The sequence below is a fragment of the Pseudomonas sp. LS1212 genome (genome assembly GCF_024741815.1).
GTDB lineage: Bacteria > Pseudomonadota > Gammaproteobacteria > Pseudomonadales > Pseudomonadaceae > Aquipseudomonas.
This window is the reverse complement of sequence record NZ_CP102951.1, coordinates 2,297,618-2,311,860: the sequence shown is the minus strand read 5'-3', so window position 1 is coordinate 2,311,860 and position 14,243 is coordinate 2,297,618. Positions and strand designations below refer to the sequence as shown.

Here is a 14,243-nt window from a genome sequence, read left to right as displayed (position 1 = left end):
ATACGCCCATGCTCCCCAATCCCACCCTGGACAAGCTACAAACCCTGCGCCTGCACGGCATGCTCAAGGCGCTGAGCGAGCAACACGCAACGCCCGACATCAACAGCCTCAGCTTCGATGAGCGCCTGGGGCTGATGGTCGATCGCGAGCTGACCGAACGTGAAGATGCGCGCCTGAGCACTCGCCTCAAAGCCGCCCGACTGCGCCACAACGCCTGCCTGGAAGACATCGATTACCGCAGCCCGCGTGGGCTGGACAAGTCCCTGATCCTGCAACTGGGCAGCGGCCAATGGCTGCGCGACGGCCTGAACCTGATCATCGGCGGCCCCACCGGCGTGGGCAAAACCTGGCTGGCCTGCGCACTGGCCCACAAGGCCTGCCGGGACGGCTACAGCGTGCGCTATCTGCGCCTGCCGCGCTTGATGGAAGAACTGGGTCTGGCCCACGGCGACGGTCGCTTCGCCAAACTGATGGCCGGTTATGCCAAGACCGATCTGATCATTCTGGACGACTGGGGAGTGGCGGCGTTTACCGCTGCGCAACGGCGCGACATGTTGGAGCTGCTGGACGACCGCTACGGGCACCGCTCGACACTGGTGACCAGCCAGATGCCGGTAGACAAATGGCATGAACTGATCGGCGATCCGACCTTGGCCGACGCCATCCTCGACCGGCTGGTGCATAACGCTTACCGCATCGAACTCAAGGGTGAATCGATGCGCAGGCGCTCGATGAAATTGACTGCAACAGGGACTTCAGACTAACAATGCAAACCTGCGTCGCTGCGCTCCGACTGCCCGGCCGGATGGCCGTGGAACAGGTGGCCGGATGTGCGTGGAATGCCCGGCCGGATAAGCGTGGAATGAGTGGCCGGATGGCGTGGAATCCGCAGCTATCCCAAAGGCCAGCGCATCGGATCTAATCGCGCCCGTTGACATGGGCATTCCAACGCTCGTACGCCTCATGGCGCCTCTTGGTCGCGGCCTCCCACCTCTCGCCCCTTATCTCTTTGGCGGCCACCAGCTTCATCACCTCGCAAGTCGCGGCGTCAAGCTCAATCAGTAACTGGTGAGATCTGTACTGGAAGTCTTCAAGATTGGTCGTCAATCATTCACCTCAATTTAAAAGGTCGGACAGCCTACCTACCCGCTCTCAAAGATCTGGACGCTGTATGAATGGCTAATGCACAGTCGAGCTGATGGCTGGCCTTCTTTTTGCGAAAGAACAACAAGGGCCTGCATGAGAAACCTCACGCAAGCCCTTGATTGATTACAGACACAAGCTACTTCGCCGCATGTTTCGTACCGTGCGGATCGTTAAGCCTTGCCTGCAACAGCCCCCACTCACGCTCAATGATCGAGTAAGGGATAAAGACGGTAATCCTCTCAGCGCCCTTTACGCCGGGGTAAAAGCTCACATCGTTCAGTGTGGTGGAGAGGAACCCCATATTGATACCGACAATACTGCCATCACTGGCGATGACTGGCCCACCCGACATCCCCTTGATCATCGGGGCATCATGGATGGCATAGAGTTCGCCGCTGTCTTCATCGGTATTTTCGAAAGGCGCTTGATACACCTTGCCCTTTCCAGTGACGGTCGTCAGGTACGGGCTCGTCCCTACGGCCGTTATGTTCTCGCCCACACGCGGTGCGCGCCATGACGGATAGCGGCCGTTGGCCTTGTGCTGGATGAAGACAAGGTCGCAGCCTGTGCTGCAGCTATATTTCACGTTGGGGAGGAATGAGGTGTGGCGGGTGGTGACAGCGTAGTCTTCGTTCCATTGCACGGCTGAGGCCACGTATAGATATGGCAAAGGAAAGCCTGAAAAGACCATAAAGTATGAATCGTTAGTAGTTCCCGAAAAATCGGGTTTTACTATGCCGTTGCATCGTATGCGATCCATGAACCCCACCTACCGCAAGACGGGGCGACGGTTTACCGTGGCATCTCTGGCGAGCAACTCCACGGCAGCAAGGCTTCATAGTCTTCGACCGACGAAGCATGCGGCAACCGCTCCAGTACGTGGCGTAGCCACGTATAGGGTTCCTGGCCGTTGATCTTGGCGGTTTCGACCAGGCTATAGATCTGCGCACTGGCCGTGGCCCCCTTGGGCGTATCGCTGAACAGCCAAGCCTTGCGGCCGATGACAAACGGCTTGATTGCTCTTTCGGCCGCATTGTTGTCGATGGGTAAATAACCGGCCTCGACATAGCGCTCCAGTCGGCTCCAGTTGTTTGCCAGATAATGCACGGCCTTGCCCAGCGCACTTTGTGCGGTGACCTGCGGATGGGTTTTATCCAGCCAGCTTTTCAGTTGGGCGAGGATCGGCAGGCTCTTTTCCTGGCGACTGATAAACCGCTGTTCGTCACTGACGTCCTTAAGTTCACGCTCAATGCCGTACAGTTTGTTGATCATTGCCAGTGCGATATCCGCACGTCCCGTCTTGCCCTTGGGCTGCACTTTTTGCGCGTCCACAAACTTGCGTCGCGCATGCGCCATGCACGCCAACCGTTCGACGCCCGGTTGCAACGCCAAGGCGTTATAGCCGGCGTAATCATCGGTCATGACATAGCCGCGATAACTTTCCAGCAGACGCAACGGCACGTCCTGCGCACGGCTGGAGGTGTAATCAAACAACACCACTTTTCGATCGGGCGGGCCGCTGGCTTGTACCCACATCCAGGATTGGCTGGTCGGATCTCGATCCGGCTCTTTCAACACCTGGACGCGGGTTTCATCGCAGTGGATCACCGGACTTTCCAGTAATCGGTCGCGCATCAAGTTCAGCAACGGCTGGAAGTGTTCGCTGCACTGGATCACCCAGCGCGCCAGGGTCTGGCGCGGGATATCAATGCCATGCCGGCTAAGCACCGTTTCAAACCGATGCAGCGGCAAGCCGTCGACATACTTGGTGGTCAGCAGCATGGCCAGCACGCTCGGGCTGGCCATGCTCTTCTCGATCAACTGAGCGGGTTTGTCGGCGGTGACCGGTGCGGTTTCGCAACCACGGCAACCGTAGACCTTGCGGATATGTTTGATGACCCGGATCTGCATCGGCACGATATCCAGCTGTTCGCTGGTGTCTTCGCTGATCACATGCTTGCGGCAACCGCAGGCACAGGTCAGTTCGTGTTCGGGCAGTTCATGAATAACTTCGATACGCGGCAGATCAGCCGACAACGGCTTGCGTTTGCCACGGCGCGGCGTCGGCGAAACGGCTTCTTCGTCAGGGTCATCAACGAGCGGCATCGGCTCGCTTTCCGGCTCGTTGAACAGCGCCAGTTGCGGCGTGTTGGGCTCAACGGTCTGTTCGGATTTGCGCCCGAACAAGCGGTCGCGCAGCAACTTGATCTGTTCCTTCAGGTCGACGATGTGAGTCTGATAAGCCTGGGCCACTTCTTCCTGGCGGCTGAGTGCCTCAAGCAGCAGTTGCTTGAGCAAAACAGGATCATCAGGAAGGTCGTCGGGTAGGGAAATCATGGCCCGGATTATACCGGGTCAAGCGACGTAGCGCGGGGTCAAAACCTGATGAGGACGGTTACGCCAAAGATCAAAACCGTCGAGTAACCAGTTGAGTTCCTGAACCGTCAGCACAATCGCCTCATCGCTGACATCGGGTGATGCTTTAAAGCGCTCGGACTCCAGCCGCTTGAGCCAAAGGCAGAAGCCGTTGCGCTCCCAGTACAAGATCTTCACGCGGTTCCGGGATTTGTTGAGGAAGACAAACAGCACCGGATCGAACACCGCCACTTTTATATCCAGCTCGACCAGCGCGGCGAGGCCATCAATGGATTTTCGAAAGTCCACGGGTTTGGGGTAGAGATAGACTTTTTCGACTTTGGCGTCGGGTCGCATCATGGCGGGCGGGCTCCAGAGAAAAACGGGAGCACAGCATCCGGCGTCAGGGGAACGCTTTGAATGTGTAGTTCATGGAGCGGTTACGTTGCATCCTGCAGTTACAACTCCTATTAAAACGTAGGCCATGATCTTGATCATGATGTATCACCGACTTAGCAGGGAGAATGTGACTGTTTTTTGTTGTCAATTTTTTGTCTTTTGTCGGGCAGTAGTTCTCCTCGCCGCCTGGTCTGATTGGGCACTTTGTTATTTATGGCTGAGTTTGTAATGATGCGTATGAATGAATTGTTCTAAGGCTAATCGCTTCTCGGCCGATCCAAAGAGTGCGAATATTTGGCGCTTGAAAAATGACAGCAACGCGGATAAAAAAAGGAACCGCTATCTGACAACACTATTGTTTTTGCCGCCGGCCTTCGCTGCGTAGAGCGCTGCATCTGAAGCAACTATCAAAGCTTCGGGCGAATCCTCCGATGTAGGTATGCAGGCACTAACGCCAATGCTTACAGTAATGACCCCTTCCGGGCTTTCACAGTGCTGAATTTCAGCTTGCAGTATGGCGCGTCGTATTTTTTCAGCCACAAGAAACGCACCTGCCAAGTCCGTGTCTGGTAGCACCACGGCAAATTCTTCACCACCATAGCGAGCGGCTAGATCGTTAGGCCGCGTGATGTTTTTTTGGATTATTGCGCCGAGAACCCGCAGGCACTCATCTCCTTTGGGGTGACCGTAATGATCATTGTAGCGCTTAAAATAATCGACATCGATCATAAGCAAAGAAACAACATGCTGATAGCGCCTTGCTCGGGCCATTTCTGACTTTATAAAATTATCGAGCCCGCGCCGATTCGCAAGGCCTGTCAGCGCATCCTCCAGGGCCATCAACTCAAGAGTTCGATTCGCCTCGATAAGTTGGCCTTGCGTATTATGCAGCTCACGATGCACATACATCTGGTGCTTCATTAGATAAACAAGGCGATAGCCTAGACCCCCTACAATCGCTAATAGCAAAGACACGAGTGCCGCGCTGAGTAGCGATTCATTACGCCAACTGGATAGAACCTCGTCCTTCTCGAGTGCGACAAAAATGACCAAGGGGTAGCCATTTACCCGCCGATAACCTATAACGCGCTCTACACCGTCAACATGCGATCTGACGATTGCCGTACCAAAAGGAGCGCTGGGCAACAGTTGAGTGAATAATGGGGCTTTAGCGAGGCTGCTGTCGATATCGGCTTCACTGAAAGGGCGGCGCACCACAATCTTGGCATCTGCCGTCAGCAGGTTGATGACTCCGTTACGGCCTACATCAATACTGTTGTATAGCAGGAGAAAATGCTTGAGGTAGAGGGTGGCTACTACTACGCCGGCGAAACTTCCATCGGGATGATTGATCCGTCGCGATACGGTCATGATCCAATCCCCCGTTGAACGGCTGCGTATCGGATGCCCTATGTAAGGCCCACGGTCAGGATGGTCACGGTGGTAGATAAAGTATTTGCGATCGAGGTTATTGACGCGAGGCGGTGATAGTCCGCGGGAATTTACCAGCCAGCGACCTTTTTCGTCGAGGATGAAAATACCGTGTAATTGTGGCAATTCATTGTTCTGAACTTTAAGTAGTCGCTCCACTTTCTCGAGCCGGGAACCGTTCATGCCATCCGTTTCCAGCCTTTCTACCAATCCAAAAAGAACGGTATCCGCCTGCTTGATCGTAGCCTCAGTTTGGGAGGCCAACGTTCGAGCAAGATTCGACATCGCTACTTCTTTATCATGCAATTGATATTGCCTTGAGTTCCAGCTCCCCAGGATGGCTACTGCCACCAACGACAAGGATGCGGCAACGATAAAAAAAAGCGCATGGCGAACCCTGAGCTTTAATTCGCTCAGTTCAGTCACTGTCGGTACGGGAGAGTCAGTTGGCACGAGTCGGCATCGGCAGCATAAAAAATGCACAAGCATATAGCCCTTCGCGCCCTTCAACCTGAAATTTTATAACAGACCTCAGCGGCGGGTGCCTCCGCAAGGCACCCACGACGAACGACAAGGCGCTGACATAGATTGTCGGGGCGTGCTGCTCCAGCCACGCGAGCACGATCAGCCAGGTGTCTGGTTTTCTGGCATCGTGGGCATTTCAGATCCTCCCGCCAAGGGGGTCAAGGAATAAAAAAGCCCGCTCAGTAGCGCAGTGGTCACGCACTTCTATCGTTTAAAGTCGTCAGCCGATATGGAGATCAGTGGAATGGCTACTCGCGTTCAAGAAACCAATCGCTTCGAAGCAGTAGACAAATCTGGGTGATGAAATACGACCGTAAGCGCTGGAACAAGGATGAGCGTTTGCAGGCACGTTATCGCCAACTGATAACGCTAAGAGATGGACGCTAATGAGAGGTAAACATCATGGCAGTCACACAACCAGTCAACCCAAGACCCAGCACTCGCACGTTCTGTAGCGTGGATATCAGCACCAATGCCGCAGGCGAGAGTGACATAGTCAACCTGACCGGCTTAACCCTATCGGCTATCGCAATGAGTTCCGCGTGGACGGATAGCGGATTGGGATTCAAAGCGGCCATCGACAATTCCACCGACTTCCTCTCTGTGTTTACCACGACCGGCGACCACTTGGTTTTTAGCACCAGCGCCAGTCGGCTGTTGGTGTTTGATCCAGCGATCTTTTCCGGTGTGCAGAAATTGATGTTGGTGTCGAAGTCCACGGCGGGAACTGCTATTGCGCAGGCCGCTGTGCGTACTCTAAAACTAGGTCTAAGTGAGGGTTAATCAATGGACAGCATTCGTAATCCACATGAGCTTATCTTGGAAGCGCTGGAAATCAGGGACGCACTCGCGGCGGCCGCCCACGTAGTGGGCACTGCCGAACTGATTGCCAAGCTCGAAGACTTATTGTCCTTGGCCAGTTGGCATGGCGGGCAACAACTGAAAGCCCAAAACCTGATCGCGCAAGCACGGCTGTTACTGAAATGACTAGTCCACGACTGAAAATTCTGGAGCGACAACTGGGCTTGGCGCCGAAACAGGAATATCCGCCAATGTCTCCCGGCATGGAGCGGATCGCGCGACAACTGGATCGCCAGAAAAAAGAGCCGGTGCCCGAGACGCTGGACGTTGCCGGCTTGGGTGCAGCTATCGAGCAACTGATCCAATCGGCGGTGGAAGATCGTGTCAAGGAAGAACTGGAAAAGCAGCCGCCGCCGGATTTCAACACAAAGCCGACGTACATGAGTTACGAGCAGATCCCGCCGACTCCAAAGACACCACTGCCGAAGCCCATGGAGTTCACTTTTGGGCGCGATCAGCTTGGCCGCATCAATCAAATGTTTGTCGGCAACACGGTATTCAATGTGCAGCGAAATCACGAAGGCTTGATCGTTCGAATCATTCCCAGCGATATCGCGCCACCGACCCCCGGTGTACCACCAGCGCCTTTGAACCGAGGTATCGAGCAATGGCAACGTTGACGTTTTCTACGAACTTGCAGGCCGAGGCCCGTATCCTGGTCGAAGCCCTCAACGCTTGGCTGGAAGAGCAAGAACCGGTGCAGCCGCTACGGCCTGGTACTGCCCACTTCGAATATGACCACGACGGCTTCTGTACGGTCACTGTAGCGCTGGATGATGAGGTCTGACATGACCGCCCGCACTCCAACCGGCAAACCGAGAGGCCGTCCTAAAGGTTGTGTCAAAACTGGTGGTCGTGTCGCTAAATCCTTGGATAAAAATGAGCGCCAGCTAATCACCAATAAAATGGCCGGCGATATCTTAAGCGTTTACGAAGCCTTGGGCGGGGTAAACTGGCTGCTAAAATTCGCCAAGGATCAGCCCGGTGCATTTATCGCACAAGCGTTAAGTCGGTTATTTCCAGCACCACAAAAAGATGATCCTGACGCGGTATTCAACACTCAGGTCAACATCAACCACATGACCGATATCGAAATCGCGAGCAGGGTTGCGTTCGCACTGAACAAGGGCCTGCATGCGCAGCAGCAACTCGAAGCCCGCAAGGATGAACTGCTGTGATGCAGATTGGCGGCTTTTTACCTGTGACTGATCCTGGCTTCGTGTTCGACGAAACCAGTCCGTACTCTTACGCCGACCAGTACGCGGCATGGCTGCTATGCCGGAACACGCTGGAGTGTAGCCTCAGCACTTATCCCGGTAGTGCCGATGAGCAGGGCACCAGGCAGCACCCCCCTGTGGTGATTACCAAGCGCGATCTTGGGTGAAATCCGGCTGAGTCGCAGGGGGTTGCTGCGGCAGATTTCGCGTAGCATCGCCCTTGAAGTCCAGTTCTAACTGAACCCATTCAGCAACCGCCAGTGCCCTTGACTGAAACGATTTTGGTAGTTCGACGATTTGGCCGGTGTGGAGGTCGATTGCCGGATGGATGTAGCCTGACAGGTCGATCTCGACATAGAGGTGCATGGTGACGGTTCCGCACTTAGCAGTATTAGCGCCCTGCAATCAGGATCAAATCGGCGCTTGTTGAGTGTAGCGCATGCGCACAGACTGTTGAGCCATGGGGAATCAGGATCGGTGTGACCGGCGCACACGACCCAAAGCGCCTTTTTCCTATTGTGGCGCTTTCAGCTTGGTCGGGCGTTTAGGGCGAGGGCTGTAACATTCTATCTCTCGAATGTACTCGCGCGCTTCGCGAAAGTAGTAGCGCTTTAAATGAATTCGCAGATTCTGCCTTAGACGCCAATTCCCGTATGCACCTGCGCAAAGAAAGAAAAAAAGCCATACCACTGTGTTGGAGTCAAATAGAAATATAGCCAGAGAAAGAAGCGCTACGAAAATTAATTGATCAGATGTATGTAAGCGAATGGGCATTACAGGTTGCGTAACGGCATCCAATTATGTGGCAACAGCTCGGCGATCTGGCTCGCCCGCTGCGTCGGCAGCCGCGCCAGTACGTTCTTCAAGTATTCGTACGGATCATGCCCGTTGAGCTTGGCCGACTGGATCAGGCTCATCAGTGCCGCCGCACGTTTGCCGCTGCGCAACGACCCGGCAAAGAGCCAGTTCTTGCGACCCAGCGCCCACGGCCTTATCTGCTGCTCGGCGTGGTTGTTATCTATGGGTACCGCGCCGTCATCGAGATAGCGTGACAACGCCGCCCAGCGCTTGAGGCTGTAATCCAGAGCCTTGGCGATAGCCACCCCATCGTGCACAAGCTGGCGCTGGGCGGTCATCCAGGCATGCAACGCATCCATCGCTGGCGCGGCTTTTTCCTGGCGTATCCGTCGTCGAGCGTCAGGTGCGAGGTCGCGGACTTCATGCTCTATTTCGTATAGCACCTGGATGTAGCGCAAGGCCTGTTCGGCAAGCTGGCTTTTGTTCGTGACGTGCAGCTCGAAGAACTTGCGCCGGGCATGAGCCATACAGCCGATCTCGGTGACGCCGAGTGCAAAGCTGGCCTTGTAGCCACCAAAATCGTCGCAAACCAGTTGGCCCTTCCAGTCTTGCAGGAAAGCGCGGGCATGTTCACCCGAGCGGCTGGGGCTGAAGTCGTAAACAACCGCCTTTACGTCGGCAAACGAGCTGGTAGCGTAGGCCCAGACATAGGCGCGGTGAGTTTTCTTCGCGCCCGGCGTGAGCATCTGTACCGGCGTTTCGTCAGCGTGCACCACGTTGTGTCCAAGCACCACCTCGCGCAACGCATCAACCAGCGGTTGCAACTGCACACCGCAGGTGCCGACCCACTGCGCCAGGGTTGAGCGCGGGATGGCCAGGCCAGCCCGGGCAAAGATCTTTTCTTGACGATACAGCGGCAAATGATCACCGTACTTGGCGATCATCACCTGGGCCAGCAGGCCTGCTGTCGGGATGCCCTTGTCGATCACCTGCGCCGGAACCGGGGCCTGGATCAGGGTTTCGCACTGATCGCAGACCCACTTGCCACGGATATGGCGTTCGACGGTGAACACGCCCGGCGTGTAGTCGAGTTTCTCGCTGACATCCTCGCCGATGCGCTTGAGGGCGCAGCCGCAGGTGCACTGCGTGTTGTCCGGTTCGTGATGGATCAGGGTGCGCGGAAACTGCGGCGGCAAAGCCGTACGCTTGGGCTTTTGACGAGCCTCGGTCGGCACGGGAGCCGGTTGCAGAGCTGCAAGCTCGGCTTCGATGGCTGCGATGTCAGTGTCGATCAGGTCATCGAGCAGGCTGGCTTGATCCGGGCTTAATTGCTCGCTGCGCTTGGCAAATTTGAAGCGTTTGAGCTGCGCGATCTCGTGGGTCAGTTTCTCGATAACCGTTTGGTGACGATGGATTTGCTTGTCCATCGTCTCGACGCGCTGCATCAACTGCGCGGCCAGCGCGCGCAGTTGGTCAGGGTTTAGTTGGTCGAGATTGGAAAGCGAAGTCATGCCGCCGATTTTGCCAGAGCAGGCCAATACCGGCGATAGACTCATCGGACAATTGCGCGGCCAGGCTGGCCATGGCAGGCGTCACACGATGGAAATAGCGTCGCCCGGCCCGACTCGTTGCCAGGGCAAACCCAGCACCAGAGCGTGCAACTGCTCAGCGCCCAATTCCACGTGAGCGCCGTGTCGAGAACCCGGCCAGAAAAATTTGCCCTGGTGCAGGCGGCGGGCCGCCAGCCAGATACCTAGGCCATCGTGTACCAACACCTTGATGCGCGTGGCGCGACGATTGGCAAACAGATAAGCACAGTGCGGCTGCGCCGCACCGAACACGGCGACCACCCGCGCCAGCGCGGTTTCGGTGCCGGCGCGCATGTCCATGGGCTCCGTCGCCAGCCAGATGGAGTCGATGCGGATCATCGCAACAGATCTCGCAGAAAGGTGGCGCAGGCAGCCGCGCTTTCGGTCGGCCAGTTCACTTTGACAGTGCCACGCGGGTGCTGGATTTCAACGCAGATATTCGATGATGCAGTTTGCGAATTTGCTCCGGCTAGCTGCATGGGGAACGGAATAAAAGCAGGTTGCAGCTCCGTGTTTTTTTGCTTTTGCCCTCGAATCCACTTGTGGACGAGGTTCGCGTTGAGTCTATGGCTCAGCGCGACGCTGGCAATCGAGGCGCCGGGCTGGGCGCACTCTTGAATGACTTGGACTTTGAAGGATTTGGAGTAGGAACGGCGTTGTGGTTGCATGAAATACCCGCTTGAAAGGCTCGAACTGGTGCCCACTTAAATTTAAGTGCACACCATGTCTTGGCTTTGCAGGGCTGGGTAGATGACTTGGCCGGACGGATACGAATGCTCGCCAGATCGAGGTGTCAAATGACCAAACAACGCCGTTCCTTTTCCGCTGAATTCAAACGCGAGGCTGCCGACCTCGTGCTCAAGCAAAACTACAGCTACATCGAAGCCAGTCGTTCACTCGGCGTCGGCGAGTCGGCACTACGCCGCTGGGTTGAGCAGGTTCAGAAGGAGCGCCAAGGTGTCACCCCGCTAAGCAAAGCGCTGACCCCGGAGCAGCAGAAAATCCAGGAACTGGAAGTCCGGATCGCCCGCCTTGAACGGGAAAAATCGATACTAAAAAAGGCTACCGCGCTCTTGATGTCGGAAGATCACGAGCGTACGCGCTGATCAATCAGCTTAGCGTCCACGAGCCGATTGATTGGCTGTGCAAAGTGTTTGAAGTCACCCGCTCGTGTTACTACGCCCAGCGTCTCAGGCGCCGGACTCCTGATATTGAGCGGCTTCGGCTGCGCAGTCGGGTCAATGAACTGTTCACAGAAAGTCGTAGTGCTGCGGGCAGCCGCAGCATCTTGTCGATCATGCGTGAAGACGGCGAGCAACTGGGGCGATTTAAGGTACGCAGCTTGATGCGTGAGCTTGACCTCGTGAGCAAACAGCCAGGTTCTCATGCCTATAAACGAGCGACGGTCGAACGGTTGGATATCCCGAACATCTTGAATCGGGAGTTCGATGTCTCGGCCCCCAACCAAGTGTGGTGCGGCGACATCACCTACATTTGGGCCCAAGGGAAATGGCATTATCTGGCTGTTGTGCTAGATCTTTGCGCGCGCCGGATAGTGGGTTGGGCATTGTCGGAAAAGCCGGACGCCGAGCTGGTTATCAAGGCACTGGATATGGCCTATGAGCAACGAGGAAGACCTCAGGGCCTGCTGTTTCACTCGGATCAAGGGTCGCAGTATGGGAGTCGTTTATTTCGCCAGCGGCTGTGGCGTTATCGCATGCGCCAGAGCATGAGCCGCCGGGGTAATTGCTGGGACAATGCGCCGATGGAGCGTGTGTTTCGCAGCGTGAAAACTGAATGGATACCGACCATGGGCTACCGAACTGCTCAAGAAGCCCAGCGCGATATCAGCCATTTCTTGATGCATCGGTACAACTGGATTCGCCCCCATCAATTCAACGGTGGGCTGGCGCCAGCTCAGGCCGAAGAAAAACTTAACGTCGTGTCCGGGATTAGTTGACCACTACAGAGCGATATAGCCGTCTTTTTATCTCGACCTTGTGTATTTCGTGGTAGCGAGGGTTCATAGGCCTAACCTGGGCTAGTCGGCAAACAAAAGCTGTGCCTTTATCTGCCGAGTGTATGGTAGATAATGTTTTTGTCCAGGTTGCGCTCCCTGTGCGTGTATTGGTCAAGTCGGATGCAAGTGATGGTCAGCGGCAGCGTAACCCCGACCCGAAACGACAAGGGCCTGCAAGCCCCTTGTGTCTAACAGACACCCAACAGACACGAAAACCCCCATAAACGAAAAAGGCCCACCGCAAGGTGAGCCTAAGTCGTTGTTTCGTATGGTGCCCCGAGCCGGAGTCGAACCGGCACATCCTTTCGGACGACGGATTTTAAGTCCGGTGTGTCTACCAATTTCACCATCGGGGCATGGGAAAAGCGAAAGCAGGCGCTGATTTAACCCCAAAACAAAACCAGAATCAATCACTTAGGTACGGAACCCAGCAGTAATGGCCCTAAAAATCAACTTCACAAAGGCACTGTTGGACAATTTGACGTGTCTGGAGGGCAAGGCCGATATCCTGGTCTACGATACCGACACCAAAGGCTTGGCCATCAGGGTCACGTTGGTGCCTGGACTTGCCCCTAAAAAACCGGACACCAACTCCCCGTTAAATTGATGCGGCGGCCAAGCGCCTGAACTCCCTCGGCGAGCGATATTTCAGGGCGCTGTGCGGATGCTCCTCGTTGTAATGCTCGAAGGCAATGGCCAGGTTACGCAGCGCCGTTTCTCGATCCGGCTTGGGCATGTGCGCCACGTAATCACGCTTGATCGTCTTCACGAAGCTCTCAGCCATGCCGTTGCTCTGCGGGCTGCGTACTGGCGTGGTCACCGGTTGCAAACCGATCTGCCGAGCAAACAGGCGCGTCTGTTCGGCGGTATAGGCCGAACCGTTATCGCTTAGCCATTGCACCGGCGTGGCGGGCAGTTGGTCGCCAAAGCGCTTTTCCACGCTCTCCAGCATCAAGTCACGGATATCATCACCGCTGTATCCCGCTGGACTGGCGACCCAGCCGATGGCTTCGCGATCACAGCAGTCCAGGGCGAAGGTCACGCTCAGTTTGGCGCCGTCCTCGCAGCGGAACTCAAAGCCGTCCGAGCACCAACGCGTATCACTGGTTTTCACCGCAATACGGCCTTCGTGTCGACGTGGCACGCCGGGCTGTTTGAGTCGACGCTCAAGCAGCAGATTGTGATCACGCATGACCCGGTAAACCCGCTTCACGTTGATCGCGGGCAGCAACTGGGTTTCACGTGCGCGACGCAGTAATCCCCAGACACGACGGTAGCCATAGCTGGGCAGCTCGCTGACCTGGTGCTGGATTTCAACCACCAGTTCAGCGTCGTCCACGGGCCTGTTTCGCCGTACCTTGGGCAAGGCTGATTGCTTGATTCGAACCGTTAATTGCGAGCGCGCCACACCGAGACATTCGCTGACCAGCTTCACTGGTTGTCCCCCGGCAACAAGGGTGAGTGCGCAATCCATTTTCGCGACCGGGCGATCTCCACGGCCTCTTTGAGGATTTCTGCTTCCATCGTTTTCTTGCCCAGCATCCGTTGCAGTTCACGGATCTGCTTGAGCGCATCGCTCAGCTCCGAGGCCGGCACCACGGCTTCGCCAGCACTGACCGCAGACAAGCTGCCGTCCTGGTACAGCTTGCGCCACAGGAACAGCTGGTTGGCGTTGATGCCGTTACGCCGAGCCACCACCGAAACGCTTTGCCCTGACTCAAGACTCTCGCGAACCATGGCCAGTTTTTGCTCTGGGCTCCAGCGGCGCCGCCGCTCCTGGCCCAAAAGCTCCCCACTCTTATCGTTGCTGTTAGTCATAAACATAACCGTTTGCCTATCCCTTATCGTAAGGGGGAAACGGTGTCCTGTCTTTCATGGGGCTCGTTCACGCCTCAATGACCC

16 protein-coding genes and 1 tRNA gene are annotated in these 14,243 nt (G+C 56.0%); 7 read left to right on the top strand and 10 right to left on the bottom strand.

Going from position 1 to position 14,243, the window contains the following annotated elements:
* Nucleotides 1–8 precede the first annotated feature (8 nt).
* Nucleotides 9–764 carry an IS21-like element helper ATPase IstB gene (gene istB / locus NVV94_RS10840; RefSeq protein WP_258443137.1) on the top strand — a complete coding sequence of 252 codons (756 nt, stop codon included), beginning with the start codon at nucleotides 9–11 and terminating at the stop codon, nucleotides 762–764.
* 518 nt (nucleotides 765–1,282) lie between these two features.
* On the opposite strand, the gene NVV94_RS10835 is transcribed toward istB, so the two are convergent.
* From NVV94_RS10835 to NVV94_RS10820, 4 genes are all read right to left on the bottom strand, one after another.
* On the bottom strand, nucleotides 1,283–1,882 hold the full coding sequence (locus NVV94_RS10835) for a serine protease (protein ID WP_258447666.1): 600 nt from the start codon (nucleotides 1,880–1,882) through the stop codon (nucleotides 1,283–1,285).
* A gap of 56 nt (nucleotides 1,883–1,938) precedes the next feature.
* Nucleotides 1,939–3,483: an IS66 family transposase gene (gene tnpC, locus NVV94_RS10830; protein ID WP_258443364.1), complete on the bottom strand. Its 1,545-nt coding sequence runs from the start codon at nucleotides 3,481–3,483 to the stop codon at nucleotides 1,939–1,941.
* A gap of 18 nt (nucleotides 3,484–3,501) precedes the next feature.
* Nucleotides 3,502–3,861, bottom strand: a complete 360-nt coding sequence (gene tnpB, locus NVV94_RS10825; protein WP_258443363.1) for an IS66 family insertion sequence element accessory protein TnpB — start codon at nucleotides 3,859–3,861, stop codon at nucleotides 3,502–3,504.
* A 378-nt stretch (nucleotides 3,862–4,239) separates the two neighbouring features.
* Nucleotides 4,240–5,820: a sensor domain-containing diguanylate cyclase gene (locus tag NVV94_RS10820; protein WP_258447145.1), complete on the bottom strand. Its 1,581-nt coding sequence runs from the start codon at nucleotides 5,818–5,820 to the stop codon at nucleotides 4,240–4,242.
* 492 nt (nucleotides 5,821–6,312) lie between these two features.
* On the opposite strand from NVV94_RS10820, the gene NVV94_RS10815 reads away from it, so the two are divergent.
* The 5 genes from NVV94_RS10815 (at nucleotide 6,313) to NVV94_RS10795 (ending at nucleotide 7,895) form a co-directional block, all read left to right on the top strand.
* Complete coding sequence (locus NVV94_RS10815; RefSeq protein ID WP_258447144.1) at nucleotides 6,313–6,639, top strand: hypothetical protein; 327 nt, start codon at nucleotides 6,313–6,315, stop codon at nucleotides 6,637–6,639.
* 3 nt (nucleotides 6,640–6,642) lie between these two features.
* Nucleotides 6,643–6,843, top strand: a complete 201-nt coding sequence (locus NVV94_RS10810; RefSeq protein ID WP_258447143.1) for a hypothetical protein — start codon at nucleotides 6,643–6,645, stop codon at nucleotides 6,841–6,843.
* A gap of 65 nt (nucleotides 6,844–6,908) precedes the next feature.
* A complete protein-coding gene (locus tag NVV94_RS10805) occupies nucleotides 6,909–7,337 on the top strand; it encodes a hypothetical protein (RefSeq protein WP_258447142.1) in 429 nt (142 codons plus the stop codon).
* Nucleotides 7,325–7,504 (top strand): hypothetical protein, encoded by a 180-nt coding sequence (locus NVV94_RS10800; protein WP_258447141.1) that lies wholly within the window; start codon nucleotides 7,325–7,327, stop codon nucleotides 7,502–7,504. The genes NVV94_RS10805 and NVV94_RS10800 overlap by 13 nt, the downstream gene beginning before the upstream one ends.
* A gap of 1 nt (nucleotide 7,505) precedes the next feature.
* Nucleotides 7,506–7,895, top strand: a complete 390-nt coding sequence (locus tag NVV94_RS10795) for a hypothetical protein (RefSeq protein WP_258447140.1) — start codon at nucleotides 7,506–7,508, stop codon at nucleotides 7,893–7,895.
* 183 nt (nucleotides 7,896–8,078) lie between these two features.
* Here NVV94_RS10795 and NVV94_RS10790 read toward each other — a convergent pair whose 3' ends face one another.
* The 4 genes from NVV94_RS10790 to tnpA all read right to left on the bottom strand — a co-directional run bounded on the left by NVV94_RS10790 (nucleotide 8,079) and on the right by tnpA (nucleotide 10,989).
* Nucleotides 8,079–8,300, bottom strand: coding sequence for a hypothetical protein (locus NVV94_RS10790; protein ID WP_258447139.1), 222 nt, complete (start codon nucleotides 8,298–8,300; stop codon nucleotides 8,079–8,081).
* A gap of 407 nt (nucleotides 8,301–8,707) precedes the next feature.
* The gene (gene tnpC / locus NVV94_RS10785) at nucleotides 8,708–10,243 is read right to left on the bottom strand and encodes an IS66 family transposase (protein ID WP_258443102.1); all 1,536 of its coding nucleotides are present in this window, start codon (nucleotides 10,241–10,243) and stop codon (nucleotides 8,708–8,710) included.
* An 81-nt stretch (nucleotides 10,244–10,324) separates the two neighbouring features.
* Entirely contained in the window at nucleotides 10,325–10,660 is a 336-nt protein-coding gene (gene tnpB, locus NVV94_RS10780; protein ID WP_258443103.1) for an IS66 family insertion sequence element accessory protein TnpB, read from the bottom strand.
* Complete coding sequence (tnpA, locus tag NVV94_RS10775) at nucleotides 10,657–10,989, bottom strand: IS66-like element accessory protein TnpA (RefSeq protein WP_258443077.1); 333 nt, start codon at nucleotides 10,987–10,989, stop codon at nucleotides 10,657–10,659. Before tnpA ends, tnpB (NVV94_RS10780) begins: the two co-directional genes overlap by 4 nt.
* Before the next feature lie 129 nt (nucleotides 10,990–11,118).
* On the opposite strand from tnpA, the gene NVV94_RS10770 reads away from it, so the two are divergent.
* A protein-coding gene (locus tag NVV94_RS10770; protein ID WP_258443255.1) for an IS3 family transposase occupies nucleotides 11,119–12,281 on the top strand; the annotation gives its coding sequence in 2 pieces (ribosomal slippage) (nucleotides 11,119–11,374 and nucleotides 11,374–12,281; 1,164 coding nt in all).
* Nucleotides 12,282–12,610: 329 nt separating this feature from the next.
* Here the strand turns inward: NVV94_RS10770 and NVV94_RS10765 are convergent.
* A tRNA-Leu gene (locus NVV94_RS10765) sits at nucleotides 12,611–12,697 on the bottom strand.
* A 242-nt stretch (nucleotides 12,698–12,939) separates the two neighbouring features.
* A protein-coding gene (locus tag NVV94_RS10760; protein ID WP_408733463.1) for an IS3 family transposase occupies nucleotides 12,940–14,159 on the bottom strand; the annotation gives its coding sequence in 2 pieces (ribosomal slippage) (nucleotides 12,940–13,820 and nucleotides 13,820–14,159; 1,221 coding nt in all).
* Nucleotides 14,160–14,243: the final 84 nt, after the last annotated feature.

Coding starts and splice junctions, on each gene's coding strand:
- istB (WP_258443137.1), top strand. CDS start 9: ATGCTCCCCAATCCCACCCTGGACAAGCTACAAACCCTGCGCCTGCAC.
- tnpC (WP_258443364.1), bottom strand. CDS start 3,483: ATGATTTCCCTACCCGACGACCTTCCTGATGATCCTGTTTTGCTCAAG.
- tnpB (WP_258443363.1), bottom strand. CDS start 3,861: ATGATGCGACCCGACGCCAAAGTCGAAAAAGTCTATCTCTACCCCAAA.
- NVV94_RS10820 (WP_258447145.1), bottom strand. CDS start 5,820: ATGCTTGTGCATTTTTTATGCTGCCGATGCCGACTCGTGCCAACTGAC.
- NVV94_RS10810 (WP_258447143.1), top strand. CDS start 6,643: ATGGACAGCATTCGTAATCCACATGAGCTTATCTTGGAAGCGCTGGAA.
- NVV94_RS10805 (WP_258447142.1), top strand. CDS start 6,909: ATGTCTCCCGGCATGGAGCGGATCGCGCGACAACTGGATCGCCAGAAA.
- NVV94_RS10800 (WP_258447141.1), top strand. CDS start 7,325: ATGGCAACGTTGACGTTTTCTACGAACTTGCAGGCCGAGGCCCGTATC.
- NVV94_RS10795 (WP_258447140.1), top strand. CDS start 7,506: ATGACCGCCCGCACTCCAACCGGCAAACCGAGAGGCCGTCCTAAAGGT.
- NVV94_RS10790 (WP_258447139.1), bottom strand. CDS start 8,300: ATGCACCTCTATGTCGAGATCGACCTGTCAGGCTACATCCATCCGGCA.
- tnpC (WP_258443102.1), bottom strand. CDS start 10,243: ATGACTTCGCTTTCCAATCTCGACCAACTAAACCCTGACCAACTGCGC.
- tnpB (WP_258443103.1), bottom strand. CDS start 10,660: ATGATCCGCATCGACTCCATCTGGCTGGCGACGGAGCCCATGGACATG.
- tnpA (WP_258443077.1), bottom strand. CDS start 10,989: ATGCAACCACAACGCCGTTCCTACTCCAAATCCTTCAAAGTCCAAGTC.